We start from the raw sequence: 15,659 nt of genomic DNA, 5'->3' as shown, positions 1-15,659 counted from the left end.
CCCCACGCCGGAACGACCAGACCCGAATCCCCGGAAACGACACCATGCGCCCGCAGCCGCTCGCCGCTTGTCTCGCTCTGGCCGTCCTCCTGCCCCTTGGGGCCGCCGCACAGCCCGCTCCTGCTCCTGCTCCTGCCACACCCGCCCCGGCTCCGGCCCCCGCCGCTGCCGCGGCGCCTGCCGCCCCCACCGGCAACTTCGACAATGGCCGTGTCCTGGCCTACACCTGCCAAGGGTGCCATGGCATCACCGGCTACAAGAACGCCTACCCCAGTTACCGGGTGCCGAAGATCGGCGGCCAGACCCAGCAGTACCTGGCCCAGGCCCTGACCGAGTACCGCCAGGGCAAGCGCAGGCATCCGACGATGCAGGCGCAGTCGATGAGTTTCAGCGAACAGGAGATCGCCGATCTCTCTGTTTACCTGTCCACCGTCAAGTAAGGCCCGCCCATGTCGAAAGCCGCGCATCCGATGCGTCACGCCATCGCCCTGTCCGTTGCCCTGCTGCTGGCGGCCTGTTCACAGTCGCAGGTGGAAAACAGCGAGAAATCCGCCGCCGACCCGGGCCATGCCAGCGGCGAACACGGTTCTTCATCCTCCGCTGGCCTGCCGCCGGGCCGCGAGGCTGCCGGTGAAGCCCGCGCCAAGGTGAAGGGCAAGGCCACCAACCAGAGCTGCCTCGACTGCCACGGCGCCGATGGCAACGCGCCGATCGATGCGACCTATCCGAAGCTGGGTGGGCAGTACGGCGACTATCTGGCGCATGCGCTGCAGGCCTACCGTGCCGGTGACCGCCAGCATGCGCTGATGACGCCACAAGCGAAGGACCTGAGCGATCAGGACATCGCCGATCTGGCGGCGTATTTCGGCAGCCGACCGAGCCAGCTGCGGGATCTGCACGGGGTTAAATGACCGCGCTGCGCGGATCATGACTGCTGCAATCTGAGGCGTTCATGGGCGTTACTTTTCTTTGCGCGCAAAGAAAAGTAACCAAAAGAAACGCTCCGCCGTCCGCGAGCCGATGCTGCGCACCGGTACCCTGCGCTCCTCGGCCCACCGAGGGACGGCGCGGGAACTCGCTGCGCTCAGACACCCGCGCCTCTTCGCCCTCGCCGGACCTGCGGTGCTCGGCTCGCTTCAAGGCGGAATCAGATCAAAAGCCACAGCCGCCCGCCTGGCGAGACGGCCGTGGCAGACGCTCAGCCTTCCAGTTCTTCCCAGCGCGCGTACGCGGCATCCAGCTCGGCCTGCACCTTGGCCAGCTGCTGGGTATGCGCGGTCACTTCGGCGCTGCTGCGGGTGTAGAACGACGGGTCGTTCATCGCCGAGGTCAGCCCTTCGACATCGCCTTCCAGCTTCTCGATGGTCTTCGGCAGCTGCTCCAGCTCGCGCGCTTCCTTGTAGGCCAGCTTGCGCTTGGGCGCAGCCTGAGCAGCGGCCGTGGCGGCCGGTGCAGCGACCGCCGGCTTGGCTGCTGCCGGGGCCGCGGCAGGTGCAGCCACGCTGGCCGCATAGCGCTGCCAGTCGCTGTAGCCGCCGACGTACTCGCCGATCACGCCGTCGCCTTCCATCACCAGCGTGGAGGTCACCACGTTGTCGATGAAGTCACGGTCGTGGCTGACCAGCAGCAGCGTGCCGGTGTACTCGCCCAGCAGCTCTTCCAGCAGCTCCAGGGTTTCCACGTCCAGGTCGTTGGTCGGTTCGTCCATCACCAGCAGGTTGGACGGCTGCGCGAACAGCTTGGCCAGCAACAGGCGGTTGCGCTCGCCGCCGGACAGGCGGGTGATCGGCGCACGCGCACGTTCCGGGGTAAACATGAAGTCCTGCAGATAGGCATGCACATGCTTGCGCTTACCGTTGAACTCGAGGAAATCGCGGCCTTCGGCCACGTTCTCGATCGCGCTCCAGTCTTCGCGCAGCACCGCGCGGTACTGGTCGAAATACGCGATCTGCAGATTGGTGCCCGCGTTGACCTCGCCCTTGGCCGGCCGCAGTTCGCCCAGCAGCAGCTTCAGCAGCGTGGTCTTGCCGCTGCCGTTGGGACCGATCAGGCCGATGCGGTCGCCGCGCAGGATGGTGGTGCTGAAGTCACGGACCATGGTGCGCTCGCCGAAGCCGAACGAAATGTCCTTGACGTCGATGACCTTCTTGCCGGAGCTGACGCCCTGCGCGGCTTCCATCTTGACGTTGCCGCTGAGGTCGCGGCGCTGCGAGCGTTCGGTGCGCATCGCCTTCAGGCGACGTACGCGGCCTTCATCGCGGGTACGGCGGGCTTTGATGCCCTGCCGGATCCAGACTTCTTCCTGCGCCAGCAGCTTGTCGAAGCGGGCGTTTTCCTGCGCCTGCGCATTGAGGCGTTCCTCGCGGCGGCGCTCGTAGTTGGCCCAGTCGCCCGGCCAGCTGGTGACCTGGCCGCGGTCGATCTCGACGATGCGGGTGGCCAGCGCACGCAGGAAGCGACGGTCATGGGTGACGAATACCACGCTGCCGCTCCAGCCCTTCAGGAACGCTTCCAGCCAGTCGATGGCTTCGATGTCCAGGTGGTTGGTCGGTTCGTCCAGCAGCAACACATCCGGGCTGGACACCAGCGCGCGGGCCAGCAGCACGCGGCGCTTCATGCCACCGGACAAGCGGCCGAACTCGGCCTCGCCGTCCAGGTCGAGCTTGGTCAGGGTTTCGCTGACGCGCTGGTCCAGGCCCCAGCCGTTGGCGGCGTCGATCTTGGCCTGCACGTTGCCGAGCGCTTCGCCATCGAACACCTCGGCATGGCTGAGGTGGTGGAATTCGGCCAGCCACTGGCCCAGTTCGCCGAGGCCATCGGCGACGACGTCGAACACCGAGCCGGCGGCGCCATGCGGCACTTCCTGCTCCAGGCGGGTGACACGCACGCCCTGCTGCACGCGGACTTCGCCGTCATCGGGCTTGTGGTCGCCGGACAGCAGCTTGAGCAGGGTGGATTTGCCGGCGCCGTTGCGGCCGATCAGGGCGATGCGTTCGCCCGGCTCGATCGACAGCTCGGCCTTTTCCAGCAACAACGGGCCGCCGACGCTGAAGTCGACGTTCTGTAGGGTAATCAGAGGCATCCGGCCATTGTACCGGTTGGGGGCGTCGGCCGGGCTGCACCCGGCACCCGCAGAGGCAACGTCAACGGCCGAAGCAACAGCCATAGCCGGTTTCCTGTGGGATGGCGGGGTGGGTCCGGTTGCGGGGGACGCTGCAAGTACGTCCATGTAAGCTCGGTCGCGCCATCCATGGCGCTCACGCCCCCGCAACCGGACCCACCCCACCTTCGACAGTTTCCCGCTGCTGTTGGTGGGTGCCGACCGTTGGTCGGCACGGGGTCGGATCCCGTTGCTGCGCAACGGGCTCTGACCCCTTCGTGGAGTTCGCGCTGTGGAAGATGGATCCCGGCTACTGCACCTCCCCCAACAACGCCTGCAACCCCGGCAACCATTGCTTGCCGGGGTGGCGTACCAGCCACAGGGTGCGCTGCAGGGCGGGCAACGGGGTCTCAAGCACGCGCAGGCGGCCGAGGGCCAGTGGTTCTTCCAGCGCATGACGAGAAAGACAGGCCAGACCCAGCCCAGCGATGGCGGCCTGCTTGATCGCTTCGGTATTGCCCAGCTGCAGGGTCTGGGCGAAGCCGCGCAGGTGCGGCAGCAGCGCCTGTTCCACCGCTTCGCGGGTACCGGAGCCCGGCTCGCGCAGCAGCCAGCGTGCGCCGCGAAGTTCATCCAGCGACCAGCGTGCGGGGGCCTCGGCGGCCGCCACAATCACCAGCGGGTCCTGCTGCCAGGCCGTGACCTGCAGGCCGCGCTCGTGGCACGGGCCTTCGATAAGGCCGGCGTCCACGTCCAGTCGCTGCACGGCGGCGACCACGCCGGCACTGTTGTCGATGCGCAGGTCGACTTCCGCCTGCGGCGCCTGCCGCAGCAGTTCGGCAATGCGCGGCGGTAGCAGGTAATTGCCGATGGTGGTGCTGGCGGCCAGCACCAGCCGCAGTGGCGCGCCCTGCGACGGGTCACCGCCGGCGGCGAGCTGGCGCTCGAGGTCGGCGGCGTTGACCAGCAGCGTGCGCGCGGGTTCCAACAGGGCGCGGCCGTGGCCGTTCAGCGCCAGGCGGCGGCCGATGCGGTCGAACAGCGGCGTGCCGAAGTGCGCTTCCAGCTCCTGCAGGGCGGCGCTGCTGGCCGACTGCGAAAGCGCAATGGCCTGGCCGGCAGCAGTGGTGCTGCCATGGTCGGCGATGGCGACAAAGACCTGCAGCTGGCGCAAGGTCAGGCGCATGGGATTAACCCGCTTGATAGGTAGGTTTCACCCATATTATTCGTTTTACAGGTCAGCGACTCAGGCGCACGCTTGCCCCATCACTCCAGCCCTGCCCCTGCCATGAACGCCCCCGCTCTCTCCTCCTGGTCCCTACCCGCCCTGCGCCAACGCTGGCAGCCGCGCCTGCCCGGCCTGCTGCTGGTGGGCCTGATCGCGGCGGCGTCGCTGTATCTGGCCGAGCTGCCCTGGCTGCAGGCGCACGGCCTGAGTGCGCTGACCGTGGCCATCGTCGCCGGCATCGTGGTCGGCAATACGTTCTACCCGCGGCTGGCGCCGAGCAGCGCGGACGGCGTGGGCTTCTCCAAGCACTGGCTGCTGCGCGCCGGCATCGTGCTCTACGGCCTGCGCCTGACCTTCCAGGACATCGGCCATGTCGGCGTCACCGGCGTGCTGATGGACGTGCTGGTGGTCGCCAGCACCTTCGGACTGGCCTGCTGGCTGGGCGTGCGCGTGTTCAAGATGGAGCGCGAGGCAGCCATGCTGATCGGCGCTGGCAGCGCGATCTGCGGTGCGGCAGCGGTGATGGCCGCCGAGCCGGTGGTGCGTGGCCGCGCTGCGCATGTCACCGTCGCGGTCTCGACGGTGGTGGTGTTCGGCACGCTGGCGATGTTCCTGTACCCGGCGCTGTATGCACTGGTGCAGTCGCACGGCTGGCTGGCAATGGACGCGCAGCAGTACGGCCTGTTCACCGGTGCGACGGTGCATGAAGTGGCACAGGTGGTGGCCGCTGGCCGCGCGGTCAACGAAGCGGCGGCCGATACCGCAGTGATCACCAAGATGGTGCGGGTGATGCTGCTGGCACCGTTCCTGGTGGCGCTGTCGCTGTGGCTGGCGCGTGGCGGCAAGGCCAGCGCCGACGGCAGCAAAGCGCGCATCGTGGTGCCGTGGTTCGCTTTTGGTTTCGTGGCGGTGGCCGGGTTCAACTCGCTGCATCTGCTGCCGGCCGGCCTGCAGGCGGGGCTGGTGCAGCTGGATACCGTGCTGCTGGCGATGGCGATGGCCGCGCTGGGCCTGACCACCCACGTTTCGGCGCTGCGCCAGGCCGGCATGAAGCCGCTGCTGCTGGCGCTGATCCTGTTTGCCTGGCTGCTGTTCGGCGGGCTGGCGATCCACCAGGGTGTGCTGGCCGTGCTGGGCTGAGCGGCCTTCCCAGCTTGCCGACGACGTCCGCAGGTCGTACAAGAATGCCTGCCCTGCATTACATGGACGACATGAGCACCCATCACCTTCCAGACTTCCGCTACCATCCGGACCCGGTTGCGACGGGCAACGTGGGGCCCTCCACTACGGCCTGCAGGGTCTGCCAGCAGGCGCGTGGATATGTGTACCTGCGCGATGCCCTGCATGATGGGCACAGTGATTTTTCGGAACAGATCTGCCCTTGGTGCATTGCCGATGGCCGTGCAGCATCGGCGCTGGATGTCGCATTTGCCTGCAGTCTGGACATCGACGAAAGCGTGTCCGAAACCGCATTGGAGGAGCTGTCCCTGCGCACGCCTGGCTACGTCAGTTTTCAGGGGGAGAAATGGCTGGCGCATTGCAACGATATCTGCCGCTTCCTGGGCGACGCCACGATGGAACAGGTGAGTCAGGCCACTGCAGCGACCATCGCGGCCTGGTGCGCGGCCAATGACGCCGACGAATCACTTTGGTCGGAGCTGGTCGGCGACTACGCACCTGGTGGAGATATCGGCTTCTACACGTTCGAGTGCCTGCACTGTGGCCTGATTCAGTTCCATGTTGACGCGGCCTGAGCCTGCTCCGCATGTCCTACGTGGATCGTTAGACTTGAGGCATGCCCGCCTCCCCCGCCCTGCTGCCGGTCCCGTTGCGATTGCTGGATGATCGCTATGGGCCGGGCAATGTCGATGAAGCCGAAGACACGCTGATCGCGATCGTGCAGGCGGTGATGGGCAAGCAGGCAAGCTGCGCGTTCCATTTCGACACGCAGCACGCCAACCCGTGGTTCCACCAGCTGCTGCTGGAACCCCGGGTCGCCGGAAAGCCGGCCACCCAGGAGCAGCTGCAAGCGATGGCCGTACGGCTGGTGGCCCTCGGTTTGCACTGAAGGTTGGACAGTGTCATCCACGCATGGCGTGGATCTACTGGATCGCACACCCTGAGCGGGTGAAGAAGGCCGGGGGGCCCAGCCTTCCGGACGGGTACAATGCGCCATGACTGACTTCTCGACTCTGCCGCTGAGCCCGGCCCTGCAGCCCGGCCTGGACGCCCTCGGCTACACCACCCTCACCCCCGTGCAGGCGCAGAGCCTGCCGGCCATCCTGGATGGCCGCGATGTGATCGCACAGGCGCCGACCGGCAGCGGCAAGACCGCCGCCTTCGGCCTGGGCCTGCTGCAGGCCATCGACCCCAGCCTGATCCGTGTGCAGGCGCTGGTGCTGTGCCCGACCCGCGAACTGGCCGACCAGGTCGGCAAGCAGATCCGCAAGCTGGCCACCGGCATCCCCAACCTGAAGCTGCTGCTGCTGGTTGGCGGCGTGCCGCTGGGCCCGCAGCTGGCCTCGCTGGAAGGCCATGACCCGCACGTGGTGGTCGGCACTCCCGGCCGTGTGCAGGAGCTGGCACGCAAGCGCGCGCTGAATCTTGGCGCGGTGCGCACGCTGGTGCTGGACGAGGCCGACCGCATGCTCGACATGGGCTTCGAGGAGCCGATCCGCGAGATCGCCGGCCGCACCCACAAGGACCGCCAGAGCCTGCTGTTCTCCGCCACCTTCCCCGACAGCATCCGCGCCATGGCGCGTGACCTGCTGCGCGACGCAGTGGAAGTGACCGTGGAGGGTGCCGACCAGGCTCCGGCGATCCGCCACCTGTTCTGCGAGGTGGAACCGGCGCACCGCCAGAAGGCGCTGGCTGGCCTGCTGCTGAAGTACACGCCGGAATCGGCGGTGGTCTTCTGCAACACCCGCAAGGACGTGGACGAAGTGGCCAACTCACTGCAGCAGTTCGGCTTCTCTGCACTGGCCCTGCATGGCGACATGGAGCAGCGCGACCGCGAGGAAGTGTTGTTGCTGCTGGCCAACCGCAGCTGCAACGTACTGGTGGCCAGCGATGTGGCCGCACGCGGCCTGGACGTGGAAGAGCTGGCGGCGGTGATCAACTACGAGCTGCCGACCGACGTGGAGAGCTATCAGCACCGCGTGGGCCGTACTGGCCGTGCCGGTGCCAGCGGCCTGGCGATCAGCCTGGTGGCCGGCCGCGAGAAGACCCGCGCCGAAGCCATCGAAGCGCAGATGGGGCAGCCGCTGGACTGGCAGAAGACGCCGCTGGCAACCTCGCGCCCGGCCGAACTGCCGCAAGCCGCGATGCGCACGCTGCGCATCGACGGCGGCAAGACGGACAAGCTGCGCCCGGGCGACATCCTCGGCGCACTGACCGGCGACGCCGGGCTGTCGAGCAAGTTCATCGGGAAGATCGCGATCTTCCCGACCCGCTCCTATGTGGCGATCGCGCGTGAGCAGGCCAACAAGGCCGTGGCCAAGCTGGAAGCCGGCAAGATCAAGGGCCGTCGGTTCCGCGTGCGGATGATGTGATTGAAGCAACGTTGCCAACCACGGTTGGCAACGATCTGACCTGGTAGCGGCCAACCTTGGTTGGCCCATCCGTGGCGCCAGTCGCGAAAGGCGCTGCCAACCAAGGTTGGCAACTACCGGCTCCAAGCCATTCGCTCTGGTAGATGCCAACCTTGGTTGGCACCCACCCTTCGATCAGAACACCAGTTCGGTGTGCAGCGGCAGATCCGCTTCCCAGCGGGCGCGGCCGCCGAGGCCGTCGAGCTCGACCAATACGCCGGCACCGACCACGTCAACGCCCAGGCGGCGCACCAGCGACAGCGCGGCGACCAGCGTGCCGCCAGTGGCCAGCACGTCATCGATGATCGCCACGCGGGCGCCGGCCGGCAGCGCATCGGCGTGCACTTCGATGCAGTCGCTTCGGTATTCCAGCGTGTATTCCTCGCGCAGCACCTGGCCCGGCAGCTTGCCCGGCTTGCGCACCGGCACGAAGCCCACCCCCAGTTCCAGCGCCATCGCGGCGCCGAGGATGAAGCCACGCGATTCGATGCCGATCACCGCGTCCAGCTTCTGGTCACGCCAGCGGTCGGCCATCGCGGTGATGGCACCGCGGAAGTCCTCGCCGTGTGCGAGCAGCGGCATGATGTCCTTGAAGAGGATGCCGGGCTTGGGGAAGTCGGCGATGTCGCGCAGGCGGGAGGCCCACTGCGGAGCGACGATGGCGTCGGTCATGTCACGTTGGTTATCTGATGGCGGCATAGGGTACCTGTTCCGGGCGTCGCCTGCCTGTTGGGGGTATTCGGCCGGGCTGCGCCCGGCACCTGCAGAGGCTTCAAGCCAAGGCAACGGCAACGGCAACAGCAAGGGCAACAGCGAGTTTCCTGTGGGATGGCGGGGTGGGTCCGGTTGCGGGGGACGCTGCAAGTCCCCCTCCGGGGCCCGGCCCAGCCGCTGGCGGCTGTGCGTTCGGGCGCTTGCGAAGCAGTGCTTCGCAAGCAAAGCGCCCTCATCCATGTAAGCTCGGTCGCCGCTTGCTCGTGTGCGCTGTCCTGCGCACACGGCAAGACCGGGGTTGGGCCTCCTCCCCAACCCGCCCGAGGCATGCCTCGGGCCCATGCGGCTCACGCCCCCGCAACCGGACCCACCCCGCCTTCGACAGATTTCTGCGATCTGTCGGGCATTGCTTTCTGTAGATCCACGCCATGCGTGGATGAATCTTCATCGAAATCCAATATTTCGAAAATTGAACGAAGAGCATCCACGCATGGCGTGGATCTACCGTGTCGACCAAGGTCGACACCTACCCACAGCAGCGGGAATCTGTCGGAGGTGGGGCGGTGTGGGGCTGCAGGACCGTTGGCGCCATGGATGGCGCCATCGAGCCCCCATGGATGGGTTTACGGCGTGTCCTGCAGCCCCACACCGCCCCGCCAGACCACGGATTCCGCTTTTGCTCTGGCGTTTGACCTGGCCTCTGCGGGTGCAGGGCGCAGCCCTGCCGAAACCCACCCTCAGGAGCTGCAGGACAGCATCGAGCAGCCCGCGCGGTTGTCTGCCCACGCCGGGCGCTTGCCGGCGAAATGCTCCAGCCCGGCACGCTCGGTGTACGGATCACGCAGCACGTCCTGCAGTGCGTGAACGCCACCGAGGTCGCCCTGCTCTGCACGATCGATGGCTTCCTGCGCCAACCAGTTGCGCAGCACGTACAGCGGATTGGCCGCGGCCATCTTCGCCGTGCGCTCAGTGGCCGACAGCGGATCGGCCTGCAACCGTGCCGCGTAGTCCTGCAGCCACTGCTGCAACGGCGCCTGCACCGCCTGCTGGCGCGCCTCGTCGTAGTACACCGCGTCCAGCAGCGCCGCATCCGGTGTCGCCGGATCGAGGCGCATCAGCGCGCGCCAGGCCAGGGTCATGTCCATGCCACCGTCCTGCATCAACTGCTGCCAGCGCAGGTAGAGCTGCAGGTCGTCATCGTCGGCCGCGGCCAGGCCCAGCTTGGCTGCGGCATCGCGACGGGTGCAGGCCACGAAGGTGGACTGGTAGGCCGCCAGACCGGCCTGCAGCGGCGCCACATCGGCGAACAACGGCGACAACGCCTGGGCCAATCGGCTCAGGTTCCAGTACGCCACCTGCGGCTGGGTACCGAAGCGATAACGGCGGCCCTGCGCATCGGTGGTGTTCGGCGTCCAGTCCGGATCGAAATCCTCGACCCAGCCGTAAGGGCCGTAATCAAGTGTGAGGCCGAGCACGGACAGGTTGTCGGTGTTCATCACGCCATGCACGAAACCCACGCGCATCCAGTGCGCGATCATCTCGGCGGTTCGCACCGCGATCTGCGCGAACCAGTCGCCATACAGCGCCTCGCCCTGCCCTTCCAGTTCGGGGAAATCGCGGGCGATGCAGGCATCGACCAGCTGCTGCAGCAGGGCGGTTTCACCACGCGACGCAGGCAGCTCGAACGAACCAAAGCGCAGGAACGACGGCGATACCCGGCACACGATGGCACCCGGCTCCGCGCGCGGGTGGCCGTCGTAGAACATGTCACGCACCACGTCGTCGCCGGTACCGACCAGCGACAACGCGCGCGTGGTCGGCACCCCCAGATGGTGCATCGCTTCGCTGCACAGGAATTCGCGGATCGACGAGCGCAGCACTGCGCGCCCATCGGCGCCGCGCGAGTAAGGCGTGGGGCCGGCCCCCTTCAGCTGCAGCTCCCAGTGGCGGCCATCCGGCGCGACCAATTCACCCAGCGAGATCGCACGGCCGTCGCCGAGCTGGCCGGCCCAATGGCCGAACTGATGGCCACCGTAGTTGGCCGCCCAAGGCTGCATGCCTGCATACAGTGCGTTGCCACCGAATACACGGGCGAAGCCTTCGCTCTCGACCTCAGCGGTATTGAAGCCAAGCATTTCGGCCACGTCCGGCGCCCAGGCCAGCAGCGTGGGCGCCGTCACCGGGGTCGGCATCACTGGCGACCAGGCTGCGCCCAGCACTTCACGCCTGCGCGGGCCGGATTCGGGGTCGCCCGGCAGGGTATGCAGCAGGCGGTTGTCGAAACGGGGGCTGTCGGTATCCATGGTGCTGAAGATGGGGGCGACGGCCGCCCTCCTCAATTGCCGCTGAGCGCCTGCAGGTGGCCGCCGTGGGCCTCGGCACGCTGGTAGGCCGGGCGCTCACCGATACGCTTGAGGAAGCCACGCAGTGCCGGCTTGTCGTCGAGGCCACCACCGCGTGCGGCAGCGGCCTGGATCGGGAAGCTCATCTGGATGTCGGCCGCACTGAAGCGCTCGCCAGCAAACCACGGGCTTTCGGCCAGGCGGCGCTCCATCCAGTCCAGGTGCAGGCGCCGCTGCGGACCGATGAAGCCGCGCTCGGCCTTGTCGGCGATGCTGCGTGCGATCGGGCGCGCGAAGAACGGCATCGGTGCGCTGCGGATGCGACCGATCACCAGGGTCAGCAGCAGCGGCGGCATCGCCGAACCTTCGGCATAGTGCAGCCAGTAGCGGTAGGCGATGCGTTCAGCTCCGTCGGCCGGCATCGGTGACGGCGACAGCTGGCGCTGGGTGTCGTAACGGTCAGCGAGGTAGTCGAGGATCGCCCCGGACTCGGCCAGTACCAGTTCGCCATCCTGCAGCACCGGCGACTTGCCCAGCGGATGCACGTTGCGCAGTTCCGGCGGCGCCAGCAGCGTCTTCGGATCACGCGGATAACGGCGCAGTTCGTAGTCCAGCCCCAGCTCCTCCAGCATCCACAGCACGCGCAGGGAACGGGAGTTTTCCAGGTGGTGGACGATGCGCATGGACGGTTCCGCGATGGGAGGATGCATCTGATCTTAGCCCGCCCGGCTGCATGCCTTTTGTAGAGTCGGGCTTGCTCGACTGCTTTCCAGAGACAGTCGAGCAAGCTCGACTCTACAAAACAGCGGGCAATAAAAAACGCCGGAAGCTTTCGCTTCCGGCGTTCTGGCTACCAAACGGTAGCAGACGGATTAGACCGCCTGCACCTGGTCAGCCTGCATACCCTTCTGACCCTGGACGGCGATGAAGGTAACCTTCTGGCCTTCCTGCAGGGTCTTGAAGCCGGTGCCCTGGATGGCACGGAAGTGCACAAACAGGTCCGGGCCGCTTTCCGGGGTGATGAAGCCGAAGCCCTTGGCGTCGTTGAACCACTTGACGGTGCCGGTCTGACGATCAGACATTTGACTAACTCCTGAAACACATGTTGAAAAAATCGCAGCCACCGGGTATCGGGGCCGAGACTGAGTTGCAGGCGTTGGTAAAGCGGATCGATGAGCGGATCGTGAGATCAACTGCACCAGGCCACGATTCACGGTGACCCTAGCAAACACAGTGGGACGAACGATACGCGTGTTTTCTGCAAAAAGCGATAGCCCGGACGTTCATGGGCAGACCCCGCCCGCTAGACGTGACAAGGGCTGGCAGCCGATCGAGGCTAACCCCGAGTCCCCATTCAGGATTTTCCTACCCTACACTGGGTAAATGACTGAAGCTGAAACCCAAGCTGAACCCGCTCTCCCACGCATCTGGGTAGACGCGGACGCCTGCCCCACCGTCATTCGCGACATCCTGTTCCGGGCCGCTGAACGCGTTGGGATCGAGCTGACCCTGGTCGCCAACCAGTGGATCCGGACCCCGCCCTCGCGCTGGCTGCGCTCGATCCAGGTCCCCCAGGGCCTGGACGTGGCCGACAGCGCCATCGTCGAGCGGGTCGCCGCCGGTGACCTGGTGGTCACCCAGGACATCCCGCTGGCCGCGCTGGTGCTGGAGAAGAAGGCGGTGGCGCTGAACCCGCGTGGCCAGCTGTACACCCCGAACAACATGGCCGAGCGGCTGTCGATGCGCAATTTCATGGAAGAGCTGCGCGGCGCCGGGGTGCAGACCGGGGGCCCACCGCCGCTGGGCCCGCGCGACCGGCAGCTGTTCGCGGCCGAGCTGGACCGCTGGCTGGCGCGACGCCCGGTTCGCTGAACGACCCTACCCGCTCTGGCCGGGCAGTCACAGGCGACGCTGGCTGCTGAACCGCCTGGGCTCCCCACTCAATGGATCGTCGAAGGTCAGCCCCTGCGCCAGCAGCTGCAGGGGTGACTCGACCGTTTCATCCGGGCGCGGCCTCAGCTGCGGATACAGGTCATCGCCCTCGATGGGGGCGCCCAGCATCGCCATATGCACGCGCAGCTGGTGCTTGCGGCCGGTTTCCGGCCGCAACCGGTAGCGCCAGACCGGCCCCTCGGCCTCGATCAGCTCGATCCGGCTGCGGGCATTGGGCTCGCCCGGCACTTCGGCCATGCGGAAGAACGGCTCCCCCGGCACCAGACGACTGTCCCGCTGCAGCGGAAACTCCCGCCCCGGCAGCGCCGGTGCCAGCGCCTCGTAGGTCTTCCCGATGCGCCGCTCGCGGAACAGCCGCTGGTAGGCATCACGCGTGGCTGCCTGGGTGGAAAACAGCACCAGGCCGGCGGTCAGCCGGTCCAAGCGGTGCAACGGCGCCAGCTCGGTGTTGCCGGTGCGTGCGACCAGGCGCGACAGCAGGGTTTCGCGTACATACCCACCGGCCGGCGTCACCGGCAGGAAGTGCGGCTTGTCGGCCACCAGCAGGTGCGCATCCAGATGCAGGATGGTCTCGGCGAAGGGAATCACCGGCTCGTCGGCCACCTCGCGGAAGTACTGGATTTCAAGCCCCACCTGCCAAGGCATGTCCGGCGCCAGTGCCCTGCCCTGCGCATCCTGCACGCGGCCTCGGGCGAAGCGGTCCTGCCATTGCGCACGGTCGATGCGCGGGAAACGCGCGCACAGGCCATCGAGCAGGCTGGACCAGTGGCCGGGTGGCAGCTGCAGGCGGCTGGGCAAGGTCACGGCGTCCACTCCGGCCACGGGAAAGAGCGCAAGAGTGCCACCGTTGACGCTGCGCAGACAGACCGGCAACGGACACCCCTGGAGCAAACCTCTATCATTGTCGTCTTTAGTCCACGGACCCCCCATGGCCCTCACCGCCACCATCCGCAAGGCCGAACTGCAGATCAGCGACATGGATCGCGGCTACTACGCGACCCACAACCTGACCCTGGCCCAGCACCCGTCCGAGACCGACGATCGCCTGATGGTGCGCCTGCTCGCCTTCGCGCTGAACGCCGGCGACCGCCTGGAATTCGGCCGCGGCCTGAGCACCGATGACGAGCCGGATCTGTGGGAACACGACTACACCGGCGACATCCTGCAGTGGATCGACCTGGGCCATCCGGACGAATCGCGCATCCGCAAGGCCAGCAATCGCAGCCGCCAGGTGCAGGTGATCAACTACGGCGGCAACGCCTCGGAGATCTGGTGGGGCAAGCAGAGCAAGGGCCTGGCACGCTTCGACAATCTCTCGGTGGTTGATCTGGACGGTGAATTCGTCGAGCGCTGGGGCCAGCAGATCCAGCGCGCCATGCGCTGGAGCGTGCTGATCCAGGACGGTGAAGTGCAGCTGCTCAACGACCAGATCCAGCTCGACGTGATCCCGAACTGGCGCAAGCGCGCCAAGGCATGAGCACGATCCGTTGCGACGTGGTTGTCATCGGCGCCGGTGCGGCCGGGCTGATGACCGCAATCACGGCTGGCCAGCGCGGCCGCCAGGTGCAGGTGATCGACCATGCCAACAAGGTCGGCAAGAAGATCCTGATGTCCGGCGGTGGCCGCTGCAACTTCACCAACACCGGCACCACCCCGGCCAACTTCCTGTCGGCCAACCCGCACTTCTGCAAGTCGGCACTGGCGCGCTACACGCCCTGGCACTTCATCGAGCTGGTCAGCAAGCACGGCATCGCGTATCACGAAAAGGAGCTGGGCCAGTTGTTCTGCGATGTCTCGTCCAAGCAGATCGTGAAGATGCTGGTGGACGAATGCCAGGCGGCAGGCGTGCAGGTGCGTACCGACTGCAGCGTGCAGCGCATCGAGCATGGCAGCGATGGATTCCGCGTGCACACCACGCAGGGCCTGTTCCATTGCGCCTCGCTGGTGGTGGCCACCGGCGGCCTCTCCATTCCCAGCATGGGCGCCAGCGGCTTCGGCTATGAAGTGGCCCGACAGTTCGGCCACCAGGTGCTGCCGACCCGCGCCGGGCTGGTGCCGCTGACGCTCAGCGGCAAGCACCAGGAACGGCTGGCCGATCTCAGCGGCGTCGCTCTGCCCATCGAGGCGCGCTGCAACGGAAAGAGCTTCCAGAATTTCATGCTGCTGACCCATCGCGGCGTGAGTGGCCCGGCGATCCTGCAGATCTCCTCGTTCTGGCAACCCGGCGACGCGCTGAAGCTGGACCTGCTGCCCGGCCAGGATGCCGGCGAGTGGTTGCGCCAGATGAAGCGCGAACGTCCTGCCGCCGAGCTGCGCACGGTACTGGGCGAGGTACTGCCGAAGCGGCTGGCACAGCGGTTGTGCGAACACTGGCTGCCCGACCGGCCCGTGCGCCAGCTGGACGAGCCGGTGCTGCGCCAGGCCGCACAGCTGCTGGGCGCGTTCCCGCTGGTGGCCAGTGGCACCGAGGGCTACCGCACCGCCGAGGTCACCCTGGGCGGCGTGGATACCGCCGAGGTCTCGTCCTCGACGATGGAATCCAAGCGCGTGCCCGGCCTGCATTTCGTCGGCGAGGTGCTGGATGTGACCGGCTGGCTGGGCGGCTACAACTTCCAGTGGGCCTGGGCCAGCGGCCACGCAGCCGGTGGCGTGGTGTGAACCACATCGCCGTTCAATGCGTGCAAGGGGTGCGCGCATGGACGGTTCGCCGCGCATCGTGTATCTAGATTTGC

16 protein-coding genes are annotated in these 15,659 nt (G+C 67.0%); 9 read left to right on the top strand and 7 right to left on the bottom strand.

Annotation, left to right across the window (positions count from 1 at the left end; all coding sequences use genetic code 11):
- Window positions 1-44 precede the first annotated feature (44 nt).
- Both ACZK33_RS09850 and ACZK33_RS09845 read left to right on the top strand, forming a co-directional pair.
- The gene (locus ACZK33_RS09850) at window positions 45-440 is read left to right on the top strand and encodes a c-type cytochrome (RefSeq protein ID WP_423175701.1); all 396 of its coding nucleotides are present in this window, start codon (window positions 45-47) and stop codon (window positions 438-440) included.
- A 9-nt stretch (window positions 441-449) separates the two neighbouring features.
- Complete coding sequence (locus ACZK33_RS09845) at window positions 450-911, top strand: c-type cytochrome (protein ID WP_423175699.1); 462 nt, start codon at window positions 450-452, stop codon at window positions 909-911.
- A gap of 287 nt (window positions 912-1,198) precedes the next feature.
- Here ACZK33_RS09845 and ACZK33_RS09840 read toward each other — a convergent pair whose 3' ends face one another.
- Window positions 1,199-3,082 (bottom strand): ATP-binding cassette domain-containing protein, encoded by a 1,884-nt coding sequence (locus ACZK33_RS09840; protein WP_423175698.1) that lies wholly within the window; start codon window positions 3,080-3,082, stop codon window positions 1,199-1,201.
- Window positions 3,083-3,410: 328 nt separating this feature from the next.
- Window positions 3,411-4,286, bottom strand: coding sequence for a LysR family transcriptional regulator (locus tag ACZK33_RS09835; RefSeq protein ID WP_049423688.1), 876 nt, complete (start codon window positions 4,284-4,286; stop codon window positions 3,411-3,413).
- Between the two features lie 102 nt (window positions 4,287-4,388).
- Between ACZK33_RS09835 and ACZK33_RS09830 the strand changes: the two genes are divergently transcribed.
- The 4 genes from ACZK33_RS09830 to dbpA all read left to right on the top strand — a co-directional run bounded on the left by ACZK33_RS09830 (window position 4,389) and on the right by dbpA (window position 7,879).
- Window positions 4,389-5,468: a YeiH family protein gene (locus ACZK33_RS09830; RefSeq protein ID WP_423175696.1), complete on the top strand. Its 1,080-nt coding sequence runs from the start codon at window positions 4,389-4,391 to the stop codon at window positions 5,466-5,468.
- A gap of 44 nt (window positions 5,469-5,512) precedes the next feature.
- Window positions 5,513-6,082, top strand: coding sequence for a CbrC family protein (locus tag ACZK33_RS09825; protein ID WP_423175694.1), 570 nt, complete (start codon window positions 5,513-5,515; stop codon window positions 6,080-6,082).
- A gap of 41 nt (window positions 6,083-6,123) precedes the next feature.
- Entirely contained in the window at window positions 6,124-6,396 is a 273-nt protein-coding gene (locus ACZK33_RS09820) for a hypothetical protein (RefSeq protein WP_423175693.1), read from the top strand.
- 106 nt (window positions 6,397-6,502) lie between these two features.
- On the top strand, window positions 6,503-7,879 hold the full coding sequence (gene dbpA / locus ACZK33_RS09815) for an ATP-dependent RNA helicase DbpA (RefSeq protein WP_049442802.1): 1,377 nt from the start codon (window positions 6,503-6,505) through the stop codon (window positions 7,877-7,879).
- Between the two features lie 174 nt (window positions 7,880-8,053).
- Here dbpA and ACZK33_RS09810 read toward each other — a convergent pair whose 3' ends face one another.
- The 4 genes from ACZK33_RS09810 to ACZK33_RS09795 form a co-directional block, all read right to left on the bottom strand.
- Entirely contained in the window at window positions 8,054-8,590 is a 537-nt protein-coding gene (locus ACZK33_RS09810) for an adenine phosphoribosyltransferase (protein WP_032128313.1), read from the bottom strand.
- Between the two features lie 779 nt (window positions 8,591-9,369).
- On the bottom strand, window positions 9,370-10,935 hold the full coding sequence (locus ACZK33_RS09805; RefSeq protein ID WP_285303084.1) for a protein adenylyltransferase SelO: 1,566 nt from the start codon (window positions 10,933-10,935) through the stop codon (window positions 9,370-9,372).
- A 32-nt stretch (window positions 10,936-10,967) separates the two neighbouring features.
- Complete coding sequence (locus ACZK33_RS09800) at window positions 10,968-11,657, bottom strand: glutathione S-transferase family protein (RefSeq protein WP_049461212.1); 690 nt, start codon at window positions 11,655-11,657, stop codon at window positions 10,968-10,970.
- A 189-nt stretch (window positions 11,658-11,846) separates the two neighbouring features.
- Window positions 11,847-12,056 carry a cold-shock protein gene (locus ACZK33_RS09795; RefSeq protein WP_004153307.1) on the bottom strand — a complete coding sequence of 70 codons (210 nt, stop codon included), beginning with the start codon at window positions 12,054-12,056 and terminating at the stop codon, window positions 11,847-11,849.
- A 301-nt stretch (window positions 12,057-12,357) separates the two neighbouring features.
- On the opposite strand from ACZK33_RS09795, the gene ACZK33_RS09790 reads away from it, so the two are divergent.
- Window positions 12,358-12,846 carry a YaiI/YqxD family protein gene (locus ACZK33_RS09790; protein WP_010484520.1) on the top strand — a complete coding sequence of 163 codons (489 nt, stop codon included), beginning with the start codon at window positions 12,358-12,360 and terminating at the stop codon, window positions 12,844-12,846.
- Between the two features lie 27 nt (window positions 12,847-12,873).
- Here ACZK33_RS09790 and ACZK33_RS09785 read toward each other — a convergent pair whose 3' ends face one another.
- Complete coding sequence (locus tag ACZK33_RS09785; protein ID WP_423175815.1) at window positions 12,874-13,731, bottom strand: pseudouridine synthase; 858 nt, start codon at window positions 13,729-13,731, stop codon at window positions 12,874-12,876.
- 124 nt (window positions 13,732-13,855) lie between these two features.
- On the opposite strand from ACZK33_RS09785, the gene ACZK33_RS09780 reads away from it, so the two are divergent.
- Both ACZK33_RS09780 and ACZK33_RS09775 read left to right on the top strand, forming a co-directional pair.
- Entirely contained in the window at window positions 13,856-14,404 is a 549-nt protein-coding gene (locus tag ACZK33_RS09780; RefSeq protein WP_049400101.1) for a YaeQ family protein, read from the top strand.
- Complete coding sequence (locus ACZK33_RS09775) at window positions 14,401-15,585, top strand: BaiN/RdsA family NAD(P)/FAD-dependent oxidoreductase (protein ID WP_423175814.1); 1,185 nt, start codon at window positions 14,401-14,403, stop codon at window positions 15,583-15,585. The genes ACZK33_RS09780 and ACZK33_RS09775 overlap by 4 nt, the downstream gene beginning before the upstream one ends.
- Window positions 15,586-15,659 lie beyond the last annotated feature (74 nt).

The sequence above is a fragment of the Stenotrophomonas sp. 86156_Sma genome (assembly GCF_056481625.1).
The sequence above is the reverse complement of the archived record's forward strand: the minus strand, read 5'-3'. Positions and strand labels throughout refer to the sequence as shown.

What these genes read in the sequence shown, in the direction of transcription:
- ACZK33_RS09820 (WP_423175693.1), top strand. Translation starts at nt 6,124, where the DNA reads ATGCCCGCCTCCCCCGCCCTGCTGCCGGTCCCGTTGCGATTGCTGGAT.
- ACZK33_RS09795 (WP_004153307.1), bottom strand. Translation starts at nt 12,056, where the DNA reads ATGTCTGATCGTCAGACCGGCACCGTCAAGTGGTTCAACGACGCCAAG.
- ACZK33_RS09810 (WP_032128313.1), bottom strand. Translation starts at nt 8,590, where the DNA reads ATGACCGACGCCATCGTCGCTCCGCAGTGGGCCTCCCGCCTGCGCGAC.
- ACZK33_RS09825 (WP_423175694.1), top strand. Translation starts at nt 5,513, where the DNA reads ATGCCTGCCCTGCATTACATGGACGACATGAGCACCCATCACCTTCCA.
- ACZK33_RS09790 (WP_010484520.1), top strand. Translation starts at nt 12,358, where the DNA reads ATGACTGAAGCTGAAACCCAAGCTGAACCCGCTCTCCCACGCATCTGG.
- ACZK33_RS09845 (WP_423175699.1), top strand. Translation starts at nt 450, where the DNA reads ATGTCGAAAGCCGCGCATCCGATGCGTCACGCCATCGCCCTGTCCGTT.
- ACZK33_RS09805 (WP_285303084.1), bottom strand. Translation starts at nt 10,935, where the DNA reads ATGGATACCGACAGCCCCCGTTTCGACAACCGCCTGCTGCATACCCTG.
- ACZK33_RS09800 (WP_049461212.1), bottom strand. Translation starts at nt 11,657, where the DNA reads ATGCGCATCGTCCACCACCTGGAAAACTCCCGTTCCCTGCGCGTGCTG.
- ACZK33_RS09830 (WP_423175696.1), top strand. Translation starts at nt 4,389, where the DNA reads ATGAACGCCCCCGCTCTCTCCTCCTGGTCCCTACCCGCCCTGCGCCAA.
- ACZK33_RS09840 (WP_423175698.1), bottom strand. Translation starts at nt 3,082, where the DNA reads ATGCCTCTGATTACCCTACAGAACGTCGACTTCAGCGTCGGCGGCCCG.
- ACZK33_RS09835 (WP_049423688.1), bottom strand. Translation starts at nt 4,286, where the DNA reads ATGCGCCTGACCTTGCGCCAGCTGCAGGTCTTTGTCGCCATCGCCGAC.
- dbpA (WP_049442802.1), top strand. Translation starts at nt 6,503, where the DNA reads ATGACTGACTTCTCGACTCTGCCGCTGAGCCCGGCCCTGCAGCCCGGC.
- ACZK33_RS09780 (WP_049400101.1), top strand. Translation starts at nt 13,856, where the DNA reads ATGGCCCTCACCGCCACCATCCGCAAGGCCGAACTGCAGATCAGCGAC.
- ACZK33_RS09775 (WP_423175814.1), top strand. Translation starts at nt 14,401, where the DNA reads ATGAGCACGATCCGTTGCGACGTGGTTGTCATCGGCGCCGGTGCGGCC.
- ACZK33_RS09850 (WP_423175701.1), top strand. Translation starts at nt 45, where the DNA reads ATGCGCCCGCAGCCGCTCGCCGCTTGTCTCGCTCTGGCCGTCCTCCTG.